This window comes from Rhodoferax sp. RT4P68, assembly GCF_056521305.1.
Map to the genome: position 1 here is coordinate 146903 of NZ_JBWMBB010000014.1, position 21269 is coordinate 168171.

The following is a 21269-nucleotide window of genomic DNA, read 5'->3' on the forward strand; positions in this document are numbered from 1 at the left end:
CGCCTGTGCGTCAGGTGCCGAGCGTCAGCACGATGGCCTGCGCGCACAGCGCCATCAGCCCACCCGGCAAGACGCCCAGCAACAGCACCAAGGCACCGTTGATGGTCAGCACGGCGCGCACGTCAAGCGGTGCCGACACGGTGGTGGCGGTGATGGGCGCATCAAAGTACATGACCTTGACCACCCGCAGGTAATAGAAGGCGCCGATCAGCGACATCATCACGGCGAACACGGCCAGCACGATCGACGCCGTATCGCCCGAGGACACCAGCGCCTGCAGCACCGACAGCTTGGCGTAAAAACCCACCATCGGCGGAATGCCCGTCAGCGAGAACATGCAGATGCCCATGACCGCCGCATAGAGCGGGCTGCGCTGGTTCAAGCCGGCCAGGTCGGTGATCTCCTCGCTCTCGAAGCCCTCACGCGCCAACAGCAGCAGCACGCCGAAGGTGGCCAGCGTGGTCAGCACGTAGGTGACGACATAGAACATCGCCGAGCTGTAGGCGTTCGCAGCCGACAGCGTGTTGCCGTTGACCACGCCCGACAGCAAGCCGATCAACACGAAGCCCATCTGCGAGATGGTCGAATAGGCCAGCATGCGCTTCAGATTGCTCTGCATCACGGCGGCCAGATTGCCGACCAGCAAGGAGCCGACCGCCAGCACCGCGAGCATCTGCTGCCAGTCGAAGGCGAGCGGCAGCAAGCCTTCGACCAGCAGGCGGATCACGATCGCGAACGCCGCCAGCTTGGGCGCACCGGCGATCATCAGCGTGATCGCGGTCGGCGCGCCGTGGTAGACGTCTGGCACCCACATGTGGAACGGCACCACACCCAGCTTGAACGCCAGGCCGGCGACGATGAACACGAGACCGAACACCAGCACCTGGTGCTTGACCTGGCCCGAGGCGACCGCCTTGAAGACCTCCGTCAGGTCCAGCGATCCGGTGGCGCCATACATCATCGACAGGCCATAGAGCAGGAAGCCTGAGGCCATTGCACCCAGCACGAAATACTTCATGGCCGCTTCGCTCGCAACGGCGTTGTCGCGGCGCAGCGCGACGAGCGCGTAGGTAGACAGCGTGAGCAACTCAAGCCCCATGTAGATCACGAGGAAGTTGTTGCCCGAGATCATCACGGACATGCCCAGCAGCGCGAACATCGACAGGATGAACAACTCGCCTCCGCGCAGCATGCCGCGGTCGCCCGCGTAAGGACGGGCGTAGACCAAGCTGACCATCACCGCGAGGGTGGCGAAGCACTTGAGCCAGTTGCCCATGGGGTCGCTGACGACCATGTTGCCGAAGCCGTAGAGCGTCGTGTTGCCCGAGGCGTACAGCCCTTGCAGCACGGCGACCACGCCGAGCGACACAAGCGTCAGCACATAGGTGGACGTGCGGCGCGGGCTTTTGACCGACAGATCGACCAGCGCGATGACGCAGGCCATGACCAGCAGCACGACTTCAGGGTAGACAGTGATCCAACTGAGTTTGTCCATATCTTCTCGATATCTTCTCGTTTTGGCCGCTCAGTTCAGCTTGGTTGCCGCGACGTGCTTGAGCAGGTCGGCGACAGACACGTTCATCACGTCGGTGAAAGGCTTGGGGTAGATGCCCATGGCCAGCACGGCGATCGCCAACAGCGCCAGCATCAGGAATTCGCGGCTGTTGATGTCTTCCAGGCCCTTGACGTCGTCGTTCGCGACAGGGCCCAGGTAGACGCGCTTGTACATCCACAGCGTGTAGGCCGCGCCGAAGATCAATGCCGTAGCGGCCGCGCCGCCAATCCAGAAGTTGGCTTGCACCGCACCGAGGATGACCATCCACTCGCCCACGAACCCCGCGGTGCCGGGCAGGCCGCAGTTGGCCATCGCGAACAACAGCGCGAAGGCGGCGAACTTGGGCATGGTGTTGACGACGCCACCGTAGCTGGCGATCTCGCGTGAATGCACCCGGTCATACAGCACGCCGATGCACAGGAACATGGCACCCGAGACGAAGCCGTGCGCAATCATCTGAACAAGGCCGCCGGATACGCCCAGGTCGTTGAAGATGAAGAAGCCCAGCGTCACGAAACCCATGTGGGCCACCGACGAGTACGCCACCAGCTTCTTCATGTCCTGCTGCACCATGGCGACCAGGCCGACGTAGATCACGGCGATCAGCGACAGCGCGATCATCAGCCAGGCCCATTCGCGTGCGGCGTCGGGGGCGATCGGCATGGAAAAGCGCAGGAAGCCGTAGGCGCCCAGCTTCAGCATGATCGCCGCCAGCACCGCCGAGCCACCGGTGGGCGCCTCGACGTGCACATCCGGCAACCAGGTGTGGACGGGCCACATTGGCACCTTGACGGCGAACGCCGAGAAGAAGGCGAAGAACAGCATCGTCTGCGCCGTCCCCGACAGCGGCAGGCGGTGCCACGTCAGGATGTCGAAGCTGCCGCCCGAGTGGATGTACAGGTAGATCAGCCCGATCAGCAGCAGCAGCGAGCCGAGCAAGGTGTACAGGAAGAACTTGAAGGCGGCGTAGATCTTGTTCGGGCCGCCCCAGATACCGATGATCAGATACATCGGGATGAGGGTGGCTTCGAAGAACACGTAGAACAGCAGACCGTCCAGAGCCGAGAACACGCCGATCATGAGGCCCGACAGGATCAGGAAGGCGCCCATGTACTGGTTCACACGCGAGGTGATCGCCTCCCAGCCAGCCAGCACGACGATCACCGTCATGAACGCAGTCAGCAGCACGAACCACAGCGAGATACCGTCCACGCCGAGGTGGTAGCTGACATTGAAACGGTCGATCCAGGCCGTCTTCTCGACCAACTGCATGGCCGACGTATCGAGGGCAAAGCCGCTGTACAAGGGCAGCGTCACCAGGAGGCTGACGACAGCGCCCAGCAGAGCCAGCCAGCGCACTGCACGCGCCTGCTCATCCCGCCCCAAGGCCAGCAGTACGACGCCGAAGAATATCGGCGTCCAGATCGCAAGGCTCAACAATCCCATTTTTCTTGTTCTCCCGGCCTACTTGTTGAACCAGACGAAATACGTCATCAGCACGAAGATGCCGAGGATCATCATCAGCGCGTAGTGATAAATGAAGCCGGTCTGCAGGCGACGCACGGCACCGGCCACCCAACCCACCAGCCTCCACGAACCGTTCACCACGGCGCCATCGATGATGGCCTGGTCGCCAGCCTTCCACAGCCCGAAGCCCAGGCCCCGTGCGCCCTTGGCCAGCACGTTCTCGTTGAACCAGTCCAGGTAGTACTTGTTCTCCAGCAAGGTGTAGATCGGCATGCAGGCGCGCTTGATCGCAGCAGGCAGCGCCGGGTTGACCATGTACATGTAGTAGGACAGCGCGACACCGGCCACCGCCAGCCAGAACGGCGCGGTCTGCAGGCCGTGCAGCGCCATGGCCACCGGGCCGTGGAACTCCTCAGCCAGCGCGGCCATGGCCGGGTGCAGCGTGCCATTCACAAAGATGGAATCCTTGAAGAACTCGCCGAACAGCATGGGGCCGATGGTCAGGTAGCCGATCACGACCGACGGGATTGCCAGCAGCACCAAAGGACCGGTGACCACCCAGGGCGATTCATGCGGGGTATGGCCGTGGCCATGGTCGCCGTGACCGTGGTGGTCGTCGTGGTGGTCGTCGTGGTGCGCATCCGGGTTCTGGTCGAAGCGCTCCTTGCCGTGGAACACCAGGAAGTACATGCGGAACGAGTAGAACGCCGTGACGAACACGCCGGCCATGACCGCGAAGTACGCAAAGCCCGCGCCCGGCAGCGTGCTGGCGTGCGTGGCGATGATGATGCTGTCCTTGGAATAAAAGCCGGAGAACAGTGGCGTGCCAATGAGAGCGAGCGAGCCCAGCAGCGAAGTGATCCAGGTGATCGGCATGTACTTGCGCATGCCGCCCATCCAGCGGATGTCCTGGTTGTGGTGCGCGCCCATGATGACCGAGCCGGCACCGAGGAACAGCAGCGCCTTGAAGAACGCGTGCGTCATCAGGTGAAACACCGCGACCGAATAGGCCGAGGCGCCCAGCGCCACCGTCATGTAACCCAGCTGCGACAGCGTGGAGTACGCGACGACGCGCTTGATGTCGTTCTGGATGATGCCCAGGAAGCCCATGAACAGGGCTGTGATGGCGCCGATCACCATGATGAAGTTGAGCGCCGTGTCGGACAGCTCGAACAGCGGCGACATGCGCGCAACCATGAAGATGCCGGCCGTCACCATGGTGGCGGCGTGGATTAGCGCGGAAATGGGGGTCGGGCCTTCCATCGAGTCGGGCAGCCACACATGCAGCGGGAACTGGGCCGATTTGCCCATGGCGCCGATGAACAGGCAGATGCAGATCACGGTGATCAGCATCCACTCGGTGCCGGGGAAGCCGAGTTTGCCGAGCTCGCCGGCCTTGCCGAAGATCTCGGTGTAGTTCATCGTGCCGGCGTAGGCGGCGATCAGGCCAATGCCCAGGATGAAGCCGAAGTCGCCCACACGGTTGACCAGAAAGGCCTTCATGTTGGCGAAGATCGCCGTCGGCTTGTTGAACCAGAAGCCGATCAGCAGGTAGGACACCAGGCCCACAGCCTCCCAGCCGAAGAACAGTTGCAGCATGTTGTTGCTCATCACGAGCATCAGCATGGAGAAGGTGAACAGCGAGATGTAGGCGAAGAAGCGGTTGTAGCCCTCGTCCTCTTCCATGTAGCCGATGGTGTAGATGTGCACCATCAGCGAGACGAAGGTGACGACGACCATCATCATGGCCGTCAGGCCATCGACGAGGAAGCCGATCTCCATCTTGAGGTTGCCCACGACCATCCAGGTGTAGAGCGTCTCGTTGAAGCGCGCGCCATCCAGGGCGACGCTTTTGAGCGTCATCGCCGAGATGATGAAGGCCACCAGGACGCCCAGGATCGTGAGCGTATGCGACAGGCGCCGGCCGATCCACTTGCCGCCGAACGATGTGCCCAGAATGCCGGCCAGCACGGAGCCGACCAGCGGCGCCATCGGCACCGCCAACAGGGTGGCGGCTGAGAGAGTTTGGCTCATGTTCTTGTCTCAGCCTTTGAGCGTGTTGAGTTCGTCCACGTTGATGCTGGACCGGTTGCGGAACAGCAGCACCAGGATGGCCAGTCCGATGGCCGACTCGGCCGCCGCAACCGTCAGGATGAAGAACACGAAGATCTGCCCGTGCATGTCGTTCAGGTAGTAGGAGAACGCCACGAAGTTCATGTTGACCGCCAGCAGCATCAGCTCGATGGCCATCAGCAGCACGATCAGGTTCTTGCGGTTCAGGAAGATGCCGATCACCGACAGCGCGAACAGCATCGCGCCCAGCGACAGGAAATGTCCGAGACTGAGCGTCATGGCTTCTTCTCCTCGACCACGGGGGCCGGCGGCGGCGCCGGGCGCGTGGGATCCATCTTGACGACGGAGAACCGGTCGCCGGCACGCACGTGGACCTGGTCCTCAGGGCGCACGTTGCGGGTGTCCTTGCGCTCACGCAGGGTCAGCGCGATGGCGGCGACCATGGCCACCAGCAGGATGCAGGCCGCGATCTGCACCGGGTACAGGTACTCGGTGTAGAGCAGGATGCCCAACTCCTTGGTGTTGGAATAGTTGGCAGCCGCCGGGGCCGCACCGGCCAACGTGCGGGCGTCCTCGGTCACACGGAACCCGCCCATCAGCACAGCGGCCATTTCCAGCGCGATCAGCGCGCCGATCGTGCCGGCCAGTGGGAAGTGCCGCCAAAAGCCCTGTCGCAAGCCTTCGACGTCGACGTCCAGCATCATGACGACGAACAGGAACAGCACCAGCACCGCCCCGAGGTAGACGAGCACCAGCACGATGGCCAGGAACTCGGCCTGCAGGATCAGCCAGATGGCAGAAGCCTGCGAAAAGGCCAGGATCAGGTACAGCACCGCATGCACCGGATTGCGCGCTGTGATCACCCGGAACGCCGCGAACAGCAGCACGAGCGAAAACAGATAGAAGAAGCCAGTCTTGACGTCCATGGAGATTTTTTCTTGGGAAGCGCCGGCGGTCAGCGGTACGGAGCGTCAGCCGCCTTGGCGGCCGCGATCTCGGATTCATAGCGGTCGCCCACGGCCAGCAACATGTCTTTGGTGAAGTACAGGTCGCCGCGCTTCTCACCGTGGTATTCGAGGATGTGGGTCTCGACGATGGAATCGACCGGGCAGCTTTCTTCGCAGAAGCCGCAGAAGATGCACTTGGTCAGGTCGATGTCGTAGCGCGTCGTGCGGCGCGAGCCGTCGTCGCGCACCTCGGATTCGATGGTGATGGCCATTGCCGGGCAGACGGCTTCGCACAATTTGCAGGCGATGCAGCGCTCTTCGCCGTTTTCATAGCGGCGCAGCGCATGCAGGCCGCGAAAGCGCGGCGACAGCGGCGTCTTTTCCTCGGGGAACTGCACCGTGATCTTGCGTTTGAACGCGTAGCGCCCGGTCAGCACCATGCCCTTGAACAACTCCGCGAGCATGAAGCTCTTGAGGAAGTCCTTGACCGAGAACGTGGAGGCAGTTGCGGTTGTCATCTTTGCTTCTCCGCTCATTTCCAGATGTTCCAGGGCGTCTGCATCCAACCCCCGACCACCAGCAGCCACACCAGGGTGACCGGGATGAAGATCTTCCAGCCCAGACGCATGATCTGGTCATAGCGGAAGCGCGGGAAGGTGCCACGGATCCAGATGAACAGCGAGACCACGAAGAAGGTCTTGATGCCCAGCCAGATCCATCCGGGGATGAAGTCGAGGAAAGCGAACGGCGACAGCCAGCCCCCCAGGAACATCAGCGTCGCGAGGATGGCGATCAGCCACATGCTGGCGTATTCGGCCAGGAAGAAGATGGCAAAGCCCATGCCTGAGTACTCGACCATGTGGCCGGCCACGATTTCGGCCTCGCCTTCGACCACGTCGAAGGGGTGACGGTTGGTCTCGGCCACGCCGGAGATCACATAGACGACGAAGATCGGCAAGAGCGGCAGCCAGTTCCAGGACAGGAACCCGAGGCCGGCACTAGCGCCCATGCCCTTGGCCTGCCCGGCGACGATCTCACCCAGGTGCAGGCTGCCCGACACCATGATCACGACCACGAGGCAAAAGCCCATGGCGATCTCGTAGCTGACCATCTGTGCCGAGGCCCGCAGCGCGCCGAGGAAAGCGTATTTCGAGTTGGACGCCCAGCCCGCGATGATCACGCCATAGACCTCGATCGAGGTGATGGCCATGATCAGCAACAGGCCGGCGTTGACGTTGGCGATGATCGCCTCAGGCCCGAACGGCACCGCCACCCAGGCCGCAAGCGCCGGCATGATCGCCATGACCGGGCCGAGGCGGAACAGGCCGGAACTGGCGGCTGAAGGGCTGATGATCTCTTTGGTCAGCAGCTTGAGCGCATCGGCAATCGGCTGCAGCAAGCCCATGGGGCCCACGCGGTTGGGGCCGTGGCGCACCTGGATGAAGCCGAGGAACTTGCGTTCCCACAAGGTCAGGTAGGCGACAGCGCCCATCAGCGGCGCCAGCACGCAGATGATCTTGATGAGGCCCCAAAGCACAGGCCAGGCCATGGTGGCCCACCAGTTCGCGCCAATCAAGCCCTGGCCGGCGCTGTGAATCGAATCGATCATGGTGCGGCCGCTCCCATGGCCTGCCGCGCATCTGCGGTCATTTGCAAGGACGTGGCCCGACGCACCAGACCGTCGAGCTGGTAGATGCTGGCAACCGCCGGACGCACATCGGCCGCAGCCGCCGGGGCCATGGCCGCGCGCGTCGCGTTGGACAGACGCTCGGCCGGCACGCGGCTCTGGCCATCGACCTGCGACAGACCCAGCGAGCCCAGCACGTCCTGCGACGATTCGAAGTCGAAGCCCGGCAGACCCAGCAGGTTGGCCAGCACGCGCAGCACCTTCCAGGCCGGGCGCGCCTCGCCCAGGGGACGCACAACGGCGTGGAAGCTCTGCACCCTGCCCTCGGCATTCACGAAACTGCCGGAGGTTTCCGTGAACGGCGCAATCGGCAGCAGCACGTCAGAGAACTCCATGTTGGCCTTGAACGGGCTCAGCGTGACGACCATCTCGGCCTTGTTCACGCCTTGCGCCGCCGCGGCGCCAGCGGCGGAATCGAACACCGGCTCGTTGTTCAGCAGCACCAGCGCCTTGAGGCCTCCGGCCAGCATCTGGGCGGCGTTCTGGCCAACGGCCTTCGGCTGGGCGCCGACGAACTGCGCGCCCACGGTGTTGGCCGCTTCCGTCAGGTAGCCGAAGCTGGCACCGGTGTGTTCGGCGATCCACTGGGCTAGCGCCAACAAGCTGGAGGCGTTCGCGTGGTGGGCAGCGGCATTGCCCAGCAGCACGGCCTTGCGGTCGCCCGACAGCAGCGCTTTGGCCATAGCTTTGGCGTTGTCATCGGCGTTGCCGTTGGCCGGTGCGTCGATGCCCTTGTCGGCCGCAATCGCAACGGCCACGTCGGCCAGTGCCTGCACCCAGCCGGAACTGTCTGCCTGCACCGAAGCGGCGATCGGCATGGCCCAGGCGTCAGCAGAAGCCAACTCGGTCGCTGAGCCGAGCACCGCGACCTTGCAGCCCTTGCGTGCGGCCTGACGGATGCGCTGCGCGAACAGCGGATGGTCTTTGCGCAGGTTGGAGCCGACGACCAACACGCGTTGCAGCGTGGACAGCGCGGCGATCGGCATGCCGAGCCAGTGCACGCCTTCGGTGGCGGCGAACTCGACCTGGCGCAGCCGGTGGTCGATGTTGTCGCTGCCCAGCCCGCGTACAAAAGATCCGGCCAATGCCAGCTCTTCGAGTGTGCTGTGCGGGCTGGCCAGCAGGCCGACGCTGGCGCCGCCGTGCTGGGCCGTGATCTGCTTCAGGCCGTTGGCGACGTATTCGAGCGCGGTCTGCCAATCCACGGTCTGCCACTGGCCGCCCTGCTTGAGCATGGGTTGGGTCAGGCGCTCGTCACCGTTGAGGGACTCGTAGGAGAAGCGGTCACGGTCGGCGATCCAGCATTCGTTGACGGCCTCGTTTTCCAGCGGCACGACGCGCATGACCCTGTGGTTCTTGACCTGCACGATCAGGTTGGCACCCGTGGAATCGTGGGGGCTGATCGACTTGCGGCGTGACAGCTCCCAGGTGCGGGCGCTGTAGCGGAAGGGCTTGCTGGTGAGCGCGCCGACCGGGCAGATGTCGATCATGTTGCCCGACAGCTCGGAGTCCACGCTGTCGCCGACGATGGTCGTGATCTCGGAATGCTCGCCGCGGTGGATCATGCCCAGCTCCATGACGCCGGCCACTTCCTGGCCAAAGCGCACGCAGCGGGTGCAGTGGATGCAGCGGGTCATCTCTTCCATGGAGATCAGCGGGCCGACGTCCTTGTGGAAGACAACGCGCTTTTCTTCCTGGTAGCGCGAGGACGAACCGCCGTAGCCAACCGCCAGATCCTGCAACTGGCACTCACCGCCCTGGTCGCAGATGGGGCAATCCAGCGGGTGGTTGATCAGCAGGAACTCCATGACGGACTTCTGCGCCTTGATCGCCTTGTCGCTCTTGGTGCGCACGATCATGCCCTGCGTGACCGGGGTCGCGCAGGCGGGCATGGGCTTGGGCGCCTTCTCGATCTCGACCAGGCACATGCGGCAATTGGCCGCGATGGACAGCTTCTTGTGGTAGCAGAAGTGCGGGATGTAGGTGCCCGCCTTGTCGGCCGCATGCATGACCATGCTGCCTTCGGCGATCTCGACTTTTTTGCCGTCGACTTCGATTTCAACCATATCGGATGCTTCTCTTTCAGGCCTGCGCCGCCACAGCCGTCGTCTTGGGAATCATGGCTTCGAACTCGGGCCTGAAGTGCTTGATCATGGCGCGCACCGGCATCGCCGCCGCGTCGCCCAGCGCGCAGATGGTGCGGCCCTGGATGTTGTCGGCGATGGAGTTCAAGAGGTCCATGTCGCTGGACTTGCCTTGGCCACGGTGCACCTTGTCGACCAGGCGCCACAGCCAGCCCGTGCCTTCACGGCAGGGCGTGCACTGACCACAGGACTCATGCATGTAGAAGTAGGACAGGCGCTTCAAGGACTCGACCATGCAACGGCTGTCGTCCATCACGATCAGCGCACCTGAACCCAGCATGGAGCCGGCCTTGGCGATGGAGTCGTAGTCCATCGTGCAGGTGTTCATGATTGCGGCCGGCAGCACAGGCGACGATGAGCCGCCCGGGATCACGGCCTTGAGCGTTCGCCCCTTGCGCACGCCACCGGCCAATTCGAGCAGCGTGGTGAACGGCGTGCCCATGGGGATCTCGAAGTTGCCCGGCATTTCGACGTCGCCGGACACCGAGAAGATCTTGGTGCCGCCGTTGTTGGGCTTGCCGCACTCGAGGTAGGCCTGGCCGCCATTGCGGATGATCCACGGCACGGCCGCGAAGGTTTCGGTGTTGTTGATCGTGGTCGGCTTGCCATACAGGCCGAAGCTGGCCGGGAACGGCGGCTTGAAGCGCGGCTGGCCCTTCTTGCCTTCCAGCGACTCCAGCAGCGCGGTCTCTTCACCGCAGATGTAGGCGCCAAAGCCGTGCGAGGCATGCAGCTGAAAGCTGAAGCCGCTGCCCAGAATCTTGTCGCCCAGGTAGCCGGCCGCGCGGGCTTCCTCCAGGGCTTCTTCGAAGCGTTCGTAGACCTGGAAGATCTCGCCGTGGATGTAGTTGTAGCCGACCGTGATGCCCATCGCGTAGGCCGCGATGATCATGCCCTCGATCACGATGTGCGGGTTGTACATCATGATGTCCCGGTCCTTGCAGGTACCAGGCTCGCCCTCGTCCGAGTTGCAGACCAGGTACTTCTGGCCGGGGAACTGGCGGGGCATGAAGCTCCACTTGAGGCCGCTCGGAAAACCCGCGCCGCCACGGCCACGCAGGGCCGATTCCTTGACGGTGGCAATCACCTGGTCTTGCGTCAGCGCGTCGCCGCCATCGATGCCCAGAACCTTCTTCAGAGCCTCGTAACCGCCGCGCGCCTCGTAGTCCTTCAGGCGCCAATTGCTGCCGTTCAGATCGGCGTAGATCTGCGGGCTGATGTGGCGGCCGTGGAAGCAGGTTTGCACGCCGGTGGCGGCGAACTGCGCGAGCACTTGATCAGCGTTCATGCCTTGCCCTCCGATGCGGCCGCCGTGCGCAGGCCGTCGACCAACTGGTCCAGCTTCTCGTTACTCATGAAGCTGCACATGGTGCGGTCATTGACCAGCATCACAGGCGAATCGGCGCAGGCGCCCAGGCACTCGCTTTGCTGCAGCGTGAACACGCCGTCGGGCGTGGTCTCGCCCATCGTGATGCCGAGCTTCTTCTCGAGGTGGTGCAGAGCCTGCTGGCCGTCGCGCAGCTGGCACGGCAGGTTGGTGCAGACGTTCAGCTTGAAGCGGCCCACGGGCTGCTGGTTGTACATGTTGTAGAAGGTCGTGACCTCGTGCACGGCGATCGTCGGCATGCCCAGCATGTCGCCGATGATCCTCTCGTGCTCGGGGTACACATGGCCGTGCTGCTGCTGCGCGATCGCCAGGCAGGGCATCACGGCCGAGGCGCGGCCCTCGTGCGGAAACTTGGCGACCTCGCGTGCGAAACGGTCCAGGGTCTCCTGCGACAGCGCAGGCGCCGGTGCGGCGGAATGCGAAACAGAACTCATCGGTCGATCTCTCCGAACACGATGTCCAGCGTGCCGATCACGGCAACGGCGTCGGCAATCATGTGGCCGCGCGACATTTCGTCGAGCGCAGCCAGGTGCACAAAGCCAGGCGGACGGATCTTCAGGCGGTACGGCTTGTTGGCACCGTCGCTCACGAGGTAGATGCCGAACTCACCCTTGGGATGCTCGACGGCGGCATACGCCTCGCCTTCGGGCACGTGGAAACCTTCGGTGAAGAGCTTGAAGTGGTGGATCAGCTCCTCCATGTTGGCCTTCATTCCCTCGCGCGAGGGCGCCGCCACCTTATGGTTGTCGGTGATGACGGGGCCAGGGTTCACGCGAAGCCAGTCGACGCACTGCTTGATGATGCGATTGGACTGCGCCATCTCTTCCATGCGGACGAGGTAGCGGTCATAACAGTCGCCGGTCTTGCCGACGGGGATGTCGAAGTCCATGCGGTCGTAGACGTCGTACGGCTGCTTCTTGCGCAAGTCCCATGGGATGCCGGAGCCGCGGATCATCGGGCCGGTCAGACCCAGACTCAACGCGCGCTCCTGCGTCATGACGCCGATGCCGACCGTGCGCTGCTTCCAGATGCGGTTGTCGGTGAGCAGGGTGTGGTACTCGCCGAGGTAGGTCGTGAAGCGCTTGGTGAAGCTGTCGATGAAGTCGAGCATGGACCCTTGACGGTCCTCGTTCATGCGCGCCAGGGCCTTGGCGTTCTTGATCTTGCTGACCTTGTACTGCGGCATGGTGTCCGGCAGGTCGCGGTAGACGCCGCCGGGCCGGAAATAGGCCGCGTGCATGCGCGCACCGGACACGGCTTCGTACATGTCGAACAGGTCTTCGCGCTCGCGAAACGCGTAGATGAGAATCGTGGAGCTGCCGCAGTCGTTGCCGTGCGAGCCCAGCCACATCAGGTGATTGAGCAAGCGCGTGATCTCGGAGAACATCACGCGGATGTACTGCGCACGCAGCGGCACCTGCAGGCCCATCAACTTCTCGATGGCCAGGCAGTAGGCGTGCTCGTTGCACATCATCGAGACGTAGTCGAGCCGGTCCATATAGGGCAACGACTGGATGTACGTCTTGCTCTCCGCCAGCTTCTCGGTGGCACGGTGCAACAGGCCGATGTGCGGGTCGGCACGTTGCACGACTTCCCCGTCCAACTCGAGCACCAGGCGCAACACGCCATGCGCCGCAGGATGCTGCGGGCCGAAGTTCAGGGTGTAGTTTTTGATCTCGGCCATGTCAGTGCAATCCGCCGTAGTTGTCTTCGCGGATGACGCGGGGCGTGATCTCGCGAGGCTCGATGCTCACGGGCTGGTAGACCACGCGCTTGAGTTCGTCGTCATAGCGCATCTCCACGTGACCCGACAACGGGAAATCCTTGCGGAAAGGATGGCCGATGAAGCCATAGTCGGTCAGGATGCGGCGCAGGTCGATGTGGCCGTCGAACAGGATGCCGTACAGGTCGAAGGCTTCGCGCTCGAACCAGTTGGCCGAGTTCCACAGATGCATGACCGAAGGCAACACCGGCAGGTCGTCGTCCGGGCAGAACACCTTGACGCGCAGGCGCTGGTTGAGGGTGACCGACAGCAGGTGCGACACGGCGCAGTAGCGCGGGCCTTCCCACACGGCGTCACGGTAGGCGGAGTAATCGACGCCACACAGGTCCACCAGTTGCTCGAATTTGCAGCCGGGCGCGTCGCGCAGGGTCTGCATGGCTTGCAGGTAGTCCGCAGCCTTGAGCGTCAACGTGACTTCGCCCAGCGCCAGGCTGAGCTTATGCACCTTGTCGCCCAGCACGGTGGCGACGGTGTCCTTGAGGACTGCGGGATCGATCGCAAAAACAGTCATGGGCAGCTCAGACGCGGGCAATGGTTTGGGTGCGGCGGATCTTCTGCTGCAGCTGGATGATCCCGTAGATCAGCGCCTCGGCCGTGGGTGGGCAGCCCGGCACATACACGTCGACTGGCACGATGCGATCGCAGCCGCGCACGACGGAATAGCTGTAGTGGTAGTACCCACCGCCATTGGCGCACGAGCCCATGGACAACACCCAGCGCGGCTCGGCCATCTGGTCATAAACCTTGCGCAGGGCCGGGGCCATCTTGTTGCACAGCGTGCCGGCCACAATCATCAGATCGGACTGGCGCGGGCTGGCGCGGAACACCTCGGCGCCGAAGCGGCCGATGTCGTAGCGCGCGGCAGCCGCATGCATCATCTCGACCGCGCAGCAGGCCAGACCGAAGGTCATGGGCCACAACGAGCCGGTCTTGGCCCAATTCACGACAGCGTCATACGACGTCGTGACAAAGCCTTCTTTGAACACACCTTCAATGGCCATTGTTTTCTCCAGTTGCCGCCGCCGGAATCACTCCCAGTCCAGGGCACCCTTCTTCCATTCGTAGATGAACCCCACGACCAGGATCGCCAGAAAAATGACGACCGCCCAGAAGCCGACCAGGCCGACATCCTTCAAGGCCACGGCCCACGGGAAAAGGAATGCGATCTCGAGGTCGAACAGGATGAACAGAATGGCGACGAGGTAGTAGCGCACGTCGAACTTCATGCGCGCGTTCTCGAAGGCCTCAAAGCCGCACTCATACGGGGAGTTCTTGGCCGCGTCGGGCCGGTTGGGGCCGAGGATGTAGCCCAGGACCTGCGGTGCGATGCCAACACCAATACCAACCAAGATGAACAAGAGGACGGGTAGGTATTGGTCGAGGTTCATCTGAAGGACTTCTTCACCGCTTGCGTCGGCACGCACGCAGGTTGCGTGCCGACTCTTGTTGGTGCCGTCGGCGAGACTCGAACTCGCACAGCTTTCGCCACTACCCCCTCAAGATAGCGTGTCTACCAATTTCACCACGACGGCGGTTTTTCGTGCCCGGATGGCATGAGGAACCCAAGCTGTCAAGCTTGGATTTTGGCTTTCCGGGCAGCATTCGAGTTTACCCTGAAACACCCACGCTATCGGGGGCGATCAGGGTAATTTTGGTACGCCGCGACAGCGCACCGTCGACTGTCATTTCGTCGGGATCTGCCCAGCGCCGGACGCAGGGACGGTCGGTGCAGCTGCCGATGCAGGCGCAGCGGGTGCCGTGATCGCACCAGAGGGGATCTGCGAGGCTGGCGTGGGCACTTCCGCTGGCATCGTCGCGGCGCGCTCCAACACACTGCCGGAGCTGGCGGGCCGGGCGTTGCCGAAATATGCCAATGCCAACGTGCAGACGAAGAACACAACCGCCAGCACCGACGTGGTGCGAGACAGAAAATTAGCGCTGCCGCTGGCACCGAACAGGCTGCCCGCACCGCCACTGCCGAACGCCGCACCCATGTCGGCACCCTTGCCGTGCTGCACCAGGATCAAGCCGATCATGCCGAGGGCCGACAGCATCTGCACCGCCAGCACGACATTCAACAAAACATTCATCTCAAGACTCCAGAATTCAGTTGGCGCAGGCCATCAGCCCGCAGCGGCCACGATGGCCAGAAAGTCAGCCGGCTTCAGCGAAGCGCCACCGATCAGCCCCCCGTTGATGTCGGGTTGTGCCAGCAGGCTGGCCGCATTGGCCGCGTTCATGCTGCCGCCATACAGCAGCGGGATGCGGTCTGCATGTGCGCTGGCAGCTTGCAGTTGCGCACGCAACACGGCGTGCACCTGCTGGGCCTGCTCGGGCGTCGCGGTCTTGCCAGTGCCAATCGCCCAGACGGGCTCGTACGCGACCACCACCTCGGTGATGCAGTGGCCATTGAGATGGATCACCGCCGCCAACTGGCGCCGCACCACTTCTTGCGTGTGCCCGGCGTCATGCTCTGCCAGGGTCTCGCCGACGCAGACGATGGGCGTGATGCCTGCAGCCAGTACACGCTGGGCTTTCTCCGCCACAGCCACATCGCTCTCCGCGTGGTATTGGCGCCGTTCGGAATGGCCCACGATGCAGTAGCGGGTGCCGAACTCACGCAGCATGTCGGCGCTGACCTCACCGGTGAACGCACCGACGGCATGGCGCGACACGTCCTGCGCGCCCAGCTTCAGCCGATCCTGACCCTGCAGCCAGGCCTGCGCCGATGCGAGATAGGGCGCAGGCACGCAGACCGCCACGTCGCACGCCGGCGCCGCGCGCAGGCCGTCGAGAATGGCGCGCACCAGCGCTTCGCTGCCAGCCAGGCTGGCATTCATCTTCCAGTTGCCTGCAATCAGTTGCTTCATGGTGTCACCAGGTCAGAACGATCTTGCCGATGTGCTCGTTCGACTCCATCAGCACATGAGCCTTGGCGGCCTGCGCGGCCGGGAACGAACTGTGGATCACCGGCTTGATCTGGCCGGATTCGATCAACGGCCAGACGTGCTGGCGCAACGAGCGTGCAATGGCCGCCTTGAACTCCACCGGCCGTGGCCGCAGCGTTGAACCGGTGACGGTCAGCCGGCGACGCAACACCAGCCCAGCGTTGATCTCGCTCTTGGTGCCACCCTGCACGGCGATGATCACCAGCCGGCCATCTTCGGCCAGGCAGCTGATCTCGCGCGGCACGTAGGCGCCGGCGACCATGTCGAGAATCACGTCCACGCCCTTGCCGCCCGTCAGCTGCAGCGCGGCCTCGGCGAAGTCGGTGGTCTTGTAGTTGATGGCGTGGTCGGCGCCAAGCGCCACACAGGCGGCGCACTTGTCGTCGCTGCCGGCGGTCACGATCACGCGGGCGCCGAGCGCCTTGGCGATCTGGATGGCCGTCACGCCGATACCGCTGGAGCCACCCTGCACCAGCAACGTCTCACCGGGCTGCAGTCGCGCACGGTCGAACACATTGCTCCACACCGTGAAGAAGGTTTCGGGCAGCGAGGCCGCTTCCTCGTCGGTGAGCCCCGTGGGCACCGGCAGGCACTGCACGATCGGCGCGACGCAGAGCTCTGCGTAGCCGCCACCGGCGACCAAGGCGCAAACCCTGTCGCCGACCTGCAAACCCGCCTCGCGCAGCGCTTCGGCATCGCCGGATTCGATCACGCCAGATACCTCGAGGCCCGGAATGTCCGACGCGCCTGGCGGCACCGGGTAATTGCCGGTGCGCTGCAGCACGTCGGGTCGGTTCACTCCACTGGCGCGCACGCGCAACAGCACCTCACCGGCCGCGGCGACCGGATCGGGACGCTCGCCCTGCTGCAGCACCTCGGGTGCACCGTAGGACGTGATTTCGATGGCTTTCATGGCGGCTCCGAAAGGGTTCGTTGGGACGGCCCGGCACGCCGCCAAGCTTCATGCCTTGGCAGCAATGCCGAAGCGCGGCGGTGCGTCAGCCGATCTGGCCTTGCGGCTCGAAGGGTGCAGGAGCAGGCGCGGGCGCGGCTGCCGGGCGCTCGCTGCGGTCCATCAAGGCCTTCATCGACAGCTTCACGCGGCCCTTTTCGTCCGTCTCCAGCACCTTGACCTTGACGATCTGGCCTTCGCTCAGATAGTCGGTCACGCGCTCCACACGCTCATGGGCAATCTGGCTGATGTGCAGCAGGCCGTCCTTGCCGGGCAGCAGATTGATCAGCGCGCCGAAATCCAGAATCTTGGTGACGGCGCCTTCGTAGACCTTGCCGATCTCGACCTCTGCCGTGATCTGCTCGATGCGGCGCTTGGCCATTTCGGCCTTCTCGGGATCGGCGGACGCGATCGTGATCGTGCCGTCTTCCTCGATGTTGATCTGCGTGCCGGTCTCTTCGGTCAGCGCGCGGATGACAGAGCCGCCCTTGCCGATCACGTCGCGGATCTTCTCGGGATTGATCTTCATCGTGAACAGACGCGGCGCGAAGCTGGACACCTCGGTCTTGGCGGCGCCCATGGCCTCCTGCATCTTCGACAGGATGTGCATGCGCGCTTCCTTGGCCTGGGCCAGGGCGACCTGCATGATCTCCTTGGTGATGCCCTGGATCTTGATGTCCATCTGCAGCGCCGTCACGCCATTGGTCGTGCCGGCCACCTTGAAGTCCATGTCGCCCAGGTGATCTTCATCGCCCAGGATGTCGGTCAGCACGGCGAAGCGGTTGCCGTCCTTGATCAGGCCCATGGCGATGCCGGCCACGTGCGCCTTCAGCGGCACGCCGGCGTCCATCATCGACAGGCAGCCACCGCAGACGGACGCCATCGACGACGAGCCGTTGGACTCGGTGATCTCGCTGACCACACGCATCGTGTAGGGGAAGTCTTCCTTGGTCGGCAACACGGCGATCAGCGCCCGCTTGGCCAGGCGGCCATGGCCGATCTCGCGACGCTTGGGGCTGCCTACGCGGCCCGTTTCGCCGGTGGCGAAGGGAGGCATGTTGTAGTGCATCATGAAGCGGTCTTCGAAATCACCCGACAAGGCGTCGATACGCTGCGCGTCGCGCTCGGTACCCAGCGTGGTGACCACCAGGGCCTGCGTCTCGCCGCGCGTGAACAGCGCCGATCCGTGGGTGCGGGGCAGCACGCTGTTGCGGATCTCGATGGGGCGCACGGTGCGCGTGTCGCGGCCATCGATGCGGGGCTCGCCGGCCAGGATCTGGCCACGCACGATGCTGGCTTCAATGTCGAACAACAGGCCTTCGACCTTGACGCTGTCGAATGTCAGGCCCTCGGCCTTCAGCGCGCTCATCACCTCGGCATAGGCGCTCTTGCAAGCCTGCGTGCGCGCCTGCTTGTTGCGGATCTGGTAGGCGGCCTCCAGCTTGCTGTTGGCCAGTGCACCGACCTTGGCGATCAGGTCTTCATCGCGGGCCGGGGCCTGCCAGTTCCACACCGGCTTGCCGGCGTCGCGCACCAGTTCGTGGATGGCTTCGATGGCGATGCGGCCCTGCTCGTGGCCGAACACCACGGCGCCGAGCATGATTTCTTCGCTCAGCTGCTGGGCTTCGGACTCGACCATCAGCACAGCGGCTTCGGTGCCGGCCACGACCAGGTCCAGCACGGAATTCTTACGGTCGGTCTGGCCCGGGTTCAGCACGTATTCGCCGTTGATGTAGCCCACGCGCGCCGCACCAATGGGGCCGGCGAACGGAATGCCGCTGACCGACAGCGCAGCGCTGGTGGCGATCAGGGCGGCGATGTCGGCATCGACTTCGGGGTTCAGAGACACGGTGTGGATCACGACCTGGACTTCATTGAAGAAGCCTTCAGGGAACAGCGGGCGGATCGGACGGTCGATCAAGCGGCTGGTCAGCGTCTCGAACTCGCTGGGGCGGCCTTCGCGCTTGAAGAAGCTGCCGGGAATCTTGCCGGCGGCGTAGGTCTTCTCGATGTAGTCGACCGTCAGCGGGAAGAAGTCCTGGCCTGCCTTGCCTTCGCTCTTGGCGACGACGGTGGCCAGCACCACGGTGCCCTCGATGTCCAGCAGCACGGCGCCGTTGGACTGGCGGGCGATCTCACCCGTCTCCATGCGGACGGTATGCGAACCCCATTGGAAGGTCTTGGTGACTTTATTGAACATCGACATGTGTGTTTTCTCCTGGTGGCAGGCCATCGGGGCTGTGCCTGCGGGTGGTCGGACGCGTCGCGCCCGGTGAATGCGGCCTTGATCGAACCGCGTCGCAGTGCCTGCGAAAGTACGATGCCATTCCACCAATGGTCGACCCGACCTTTCGTGGAATGACACAGCGCGTACCCGTGTCAGGCACCTGTCTCAAAAAACAAGTGCAAAGCGCCTGAGCCAGCGAACCAACTCAGGCGCTTCGCAATCTCCAGCGCGACTTACTTGCGCAGGCCGAGCTTGGCGATCAGGGCCACGTAACGCTCGTGGTCCTTGGCGTTCAGGTAGTCCAGCAGCTTGCGGCGACGGCTGACCATGCGCAGCAGACCACGGCGACCATGGTGGTCCTTGGCGTGGGTCTTGAAGTGCGGGGTCAGTTCGTTGATGCGCGCGGTGAGCAGCGCAACCTGGACTTCAGGGCTGCCGGTATCGGTAGCGCTGCGTGCGTTGGCCTGGACGACCTCGGCCTTGATGGAAGATGCAATCATGTTGGTTTCCCAGATGGGCACGTGCCTTGCCGCGCGGCAAACTGCTGCGCGAGGGCACCGGCGGGTTTTCACTTGCGTTGGCTGCCGGAACTGACGCCAACGTGCGCCCTGCACAGGGCAAAGCCCCGGGATTATAGCCAGTAGCCGCAACAAGCCGGCGCGCAGTGCGCGCGCGCCGTCAGAGCTGGCTCGCGCTGAACGTGTCGCAGGCCTTGACGCTGCCGGTTTTTAGGCCGGTGGCGAACCAGCGTTGGCGCTGGGCGCTGCTGCCGTGCGTGAAGCTTTCCGGCACGATCGCGCCGCCCCCGCCCCGCTGCATCGCGTCGTCGCCGATCTTGGCGGCCGCGTTCATGGCCGATTCGACGTCGCCGTTCTCCAGGATCTTGCGCGACTCCTGCGCGCGGTTGGCCCAGACACCCGCGAAGCAGTCGGCCTGCAGTTCCAGCTTCACGCTCATCGCGTTGTACTGGGTCTGGCTCATGCGCGCGCGCATTTCGTCCATCTTGGTCGTGATGCCCAGCAGGTTCTGGACATGGTGACCCACTTCATGCGCGATCACGTAGGCCTGCGCGAACTCGCCGGGCGCGCCCAGCCGGGTCTTCAGCGTTTCGTAGAAGCCCAGGTCGATGTAGACCTTCTGGTCCGCTGGGCAGTAGAACGGCCCCATGGCCGCTTGCCCCTGGCCGCAGGCCGTGCGCGTGGCGCCGCGAAACAGCACGAGGGTCGGATCCTTGTAGGTGCCGCCGGCCTGCTTGAACAGGCCGCGCCACACGTCTTCGGTGTCGGCCAGCACGGTCGAGACGAACTTGGCCATCTGGTCGTCCGCCGGCGGGCGCTGCGCCGGCCCTTGCGAGCCTTGTGGTTGCTGCATCTCCACCGGCGCGCCACCGCTCAGCATGCCCAGCAGGGTCAGCGGATTGACCCCCAGCACCCAGCCGCCAACCAGCGCGATGACGATGGTGCCGATGCCGATGCTGCGCCCGCCAAGCATGCCGCCGCCCCGCCCGCCTCCGCCTTGTGCGCGCCTGTCCTCGACGTTGTCGGATTCGCGGTTGCCTTCCCATCGCATGGTGTTCTCCTGCCGTTCAGTGGCGCGATGGTACTGCCGAGCCGTGCCGACGCGCGGCGCCCCGGGCGCCGCGAACGTCCGCCTACCTCACCGGTACGACACGTAGACCGGCTGGCCCATGGCGGCACCCTCACTGTCACCCGACCATGCATCGCGGTCGGCGCACGCCGCCGAAGCCGTCGCGGCACCCGGCGCGCCGCAGCGCAGGGCCATGGCCTGAGCCTGCAGTTGCTGGTGACCGCGGACCTGCGCTTGAAGCACCTGGCCCTGCACGACATGGCCGATTGCCCAGAGCAGGCCGACGATCAGCAACACGCCGAACATGGCAGCAAATGCGTGGCCCGGCTCGTCGCGAAACTTGTCGAAGGCGGAAGTGATCACGGTGCTGCTCCTGTGAAATTGCTGCAGGCGATGCTAGCCACCGGTGCCGCGCAGGGCCCGCGCAACCGGCGCATGCGCATGTAGGACACAGGCTCCCCCCAGTGCCGTCGGAAGCAGTTAGGATGCCCAGGCGATCAACCGCTTCAGTC

General features: G+C 64.1%; 21 protein-coding genes and 1 tRNA gene. All 22 read right to left on the minus strand.

All coding sequences use genetic code 11. From position 1 onward, the window contains the following. Positions 1–10 precede the first annotated feature (10 nt). The gene (gene nuoN, locus AC099J_RS25735) at positions 11–1495 is read right to left on the minus strand and encodes an NADH-quinone oxidoreductase subunit NuoN (protein WP_479618141.1); all 1485 of its coding nucleotides are present in this window, start codon (positions 1493–1495) and stop codon (positions 11–13) included. A gap of 30 nt (positions 1496–1525) precedes the next feature. Further along, positions 1526–3001: an NADH-quinone oxidoreductase subunit M gene (locus AC099J_RS25740; protein ID WP_479618142.1), complete on the minus strand. Its 1476-nt coding sequence runs from the start codon at positions 2999–3001 to the stop codon at positions 1526–1528. Between the two features lie 18 nt (positions 3002–3019). After that, the gene (gene nuoL, locus AC099J_RS25745) at positions 3020–5056 is read right to left on the minus strand and encodes an NADH-quinone oxidoreductase subunit L (protein ID WP_479618143.1); all 2037 of its coding nucleotides are present in this window, start codon (positions 5054–5056) and stop codon (positions 3020–3022) included. Positions 5057–5065: 9 nt separating this feature from the next. Then, positions 5066–5374 (minus strand): NADH-quinone oxidoreductase subunit NuoK, encoded by a 309-nt coding sequence (gene nuoK / locus AC099J_RS25750; protein ID WP_056175349.1) that lies wholly within the window; start codon positions 5372–5374, stop codon positions 5066–5068. Continuing rightward, positions 5371–6021, minus strand: a complete 651-nt coding sequence (locus AC099J_RS25755; protein WP_479618144.1) for an NADH-quinone oxidoreductase subunit J — start codon at positions 6019–6021, stop codon at positions 5371–5373. The genes nuoK and AC099J_RS25755 overlap by 4 nt, the downstream gene beginning before the upstream one ends. Before the next feature lie 29 nt (positions 6022–6050). Beyond that, positions 6051–6560: an NADH-quinone oxidoreductase subunit NuoI gene (nuoI, locus tag AC099J_RS25760; RefSeq protein ID WP_479618145.1), complete on the minus strand. Its 510-nt coding sequence runs from the start codon at positions 6558–6560 to the stop codon at positions 6051–6053. 14 nt (positions 6561–6574) lie between these two features. Then, the gene (gene nuoH, locus AC099J_RS25765) at positions 6575–7651 is read right to left on the minus strand and encodes an NADH-quinone oxidoreductase subunit NuoH (RefSeq protein WP_479618146.1); all 1077 of its coding nucleotides are present in this window, start codon (positions 7649–7651) and stop codon (positions 6575–6577) included. Continuing rightward, entirely contained in the window at positions 7648–9795 is a 2148-nt protein-coding gene (nuoG, locus tag AC099J_RS25770) for an NADH-quinone oxidoreductase subunit NuoG (RefSeq protein ID WP_479618147.1), read from the minus strand. The genes nuoH and nuoG overlap by 4 nt, the downstream gene beginning before the upstream one ends. Positions 9796–9811: 16 nt before the next feature. Further along, positions 9812–11161, minus strand: a complete 1350-nt coding sequence (gene nuoF, locus AC099J_RS25775) for an NADH-quinone oxidoreductase subunit NuoF (protein WP_479618148.1) — start codon at positions 11159–11161, stop codon at positions 9812–9814. Then, positions 11158–11694: an NADH-quinone oxidoreductase subunit NuoE family protein gene (locus AC099J_RS25780; RefSeq protein WP_479618149.1), complete on the minus strand. Its 537-nt coding sequence runs from the start codon at positions 11692–11694 to the stop codon at positions 11158–11160. The genes nuoF and AC099J_RS25780 overlap by 4 nt, the downstream gene beginning before the upstream one ends. Then, complete coding sequence (locus tag AC099J_RS25785; RefSeq protein WP_479618150.1) at positions 11691–12944, minus strand: NADH-quinone oxidoreductase subunit D; 1254 nt, start codon at positions 12942–12944, stop codon at positions 11691–11693. Before AC099J_RS25785 ends, AC099J_RS25780 begins: the two co-directional genes overlap by 4 nt. 1 nt (position 12945) lies before the next feature. Then, the gene (locus AC099J_RS25790) at positions 12946–13554 is read right to left on the minus strand and encodes an NADH-quinone oxidoreductase subunit C (protein ID WP_479618151.1); all 609 of its coding nucleotides are present in this window, start codon (positions 13552–13554) and stop codon (positions 12946–12948) included. Between the two features lie 7 nt (positions 13555–13561). Beyond that, positions 13562–14044 (minus strand): NuoB/complex I 20 kDa subunit family protein, encoded by a 483-nt coding sequence (locus AC099J_RS25795; RefSeq protein ID WP_056175322.1) that lies wholly within the window; start codon positions 14042–14044, stop codon positions 13562–13564. 27 nt (positions 14045–14071) lie between these two features. Then, complete coding sequence (locus AC099J_RS25800) at positions 14072–14431, minus strand: NADH-quinone oxidoreductase subunit A (protein ID WP_479618152.1); 360 nt, start codon at positions 14429–14431, stop codon at positions 14072–14074. Positions 14432–14490: 59 nt separating this feature from the next. Then, positions 14491–14575: transfer RNA gene (locus AC099J_RS25805), tRNA-Leu, on the minus strand. 150 nt (positions 14576–14725) lie between these two features. Then, positions 14726–15133, minus strand: coding sequence for a preprotein translocase subunit SecG (gene secG, locus AC099J_RS25810; protein WP_479618153.1), 408 nt, complete (start codon positions 15131–15133; stop codon positions 14726–14728). 33 nt (positions 15134–15166) lie between these two features. Next, a complete protein-coding gene (gene tpiA / locus AC099J_RS25815; RefSeq protein WP_479618154.1) occupies positions 15167–15913 on the minus strand; it encodes a triose-phosphate isomerase in 747 nt (248 codons plus the stop codon). Between the two features lie 4 nt (positions 15914–15917). Next, a complete protein-coding gene (locus tag AC099J_RS25820; protein WP_479618155.1) occupies positions 15918–16904 on the minus strand; it encodes an NAD(P)H-quinone oxidoreductase in 987 nt (328 codons plus the stop codon). Between the two features lie 85 nt (positions 16905–16989). Next, a complete protein-coding gene (pnp, locus tag AC099J_RS25825; protein ID WP_479618156.1) occupies positions 16990–19149 on the minus strand; it encodes a polyribonucleotide nucleotidyltransferase in 2160 nt (719 codons plus the stop codon). A gap of 254 nt (positions 19150–19403) precedes the next feature. Continuing rightward, on the minus strand, positions 19404–19670 hold the full coding sequence (gene rpsO / locus AC099J_RS25830; RefSeq protein WP_479618157.1) for a 30S ribosomal protein S15: 267 nt from the start codon (positions 19668–19670) through the stop codon (positions 19404–19406). Between the two features lie 178 nt (positions 19671–19848). Then, on the minus strand, positions 19849–20739 hold the full coding sequence (gene ypfJ / locus AC099J_RS25835) for a KPN_02809 family neutral zinc metallopeptidase (RefSeq protein ID WP_479618158.1): 891 nt from the start codon (positions 20737–20739) through the stop codon (positions 19849–19851). A gap of 87 nt (positions 20740–20826) precedes the next feature. After that, complete coding sequence (locus AC099J_RS25840; RefSeq protein ID WP_479618159.1) at positions 20827–21120, minus strand: hypothetical protein; 294 nt, start codon at positions 21118–21120, stop codon at positions 20827–20829. Between the last annotated feature and the right edge of the window lie 149 nt (positions 21121–21269).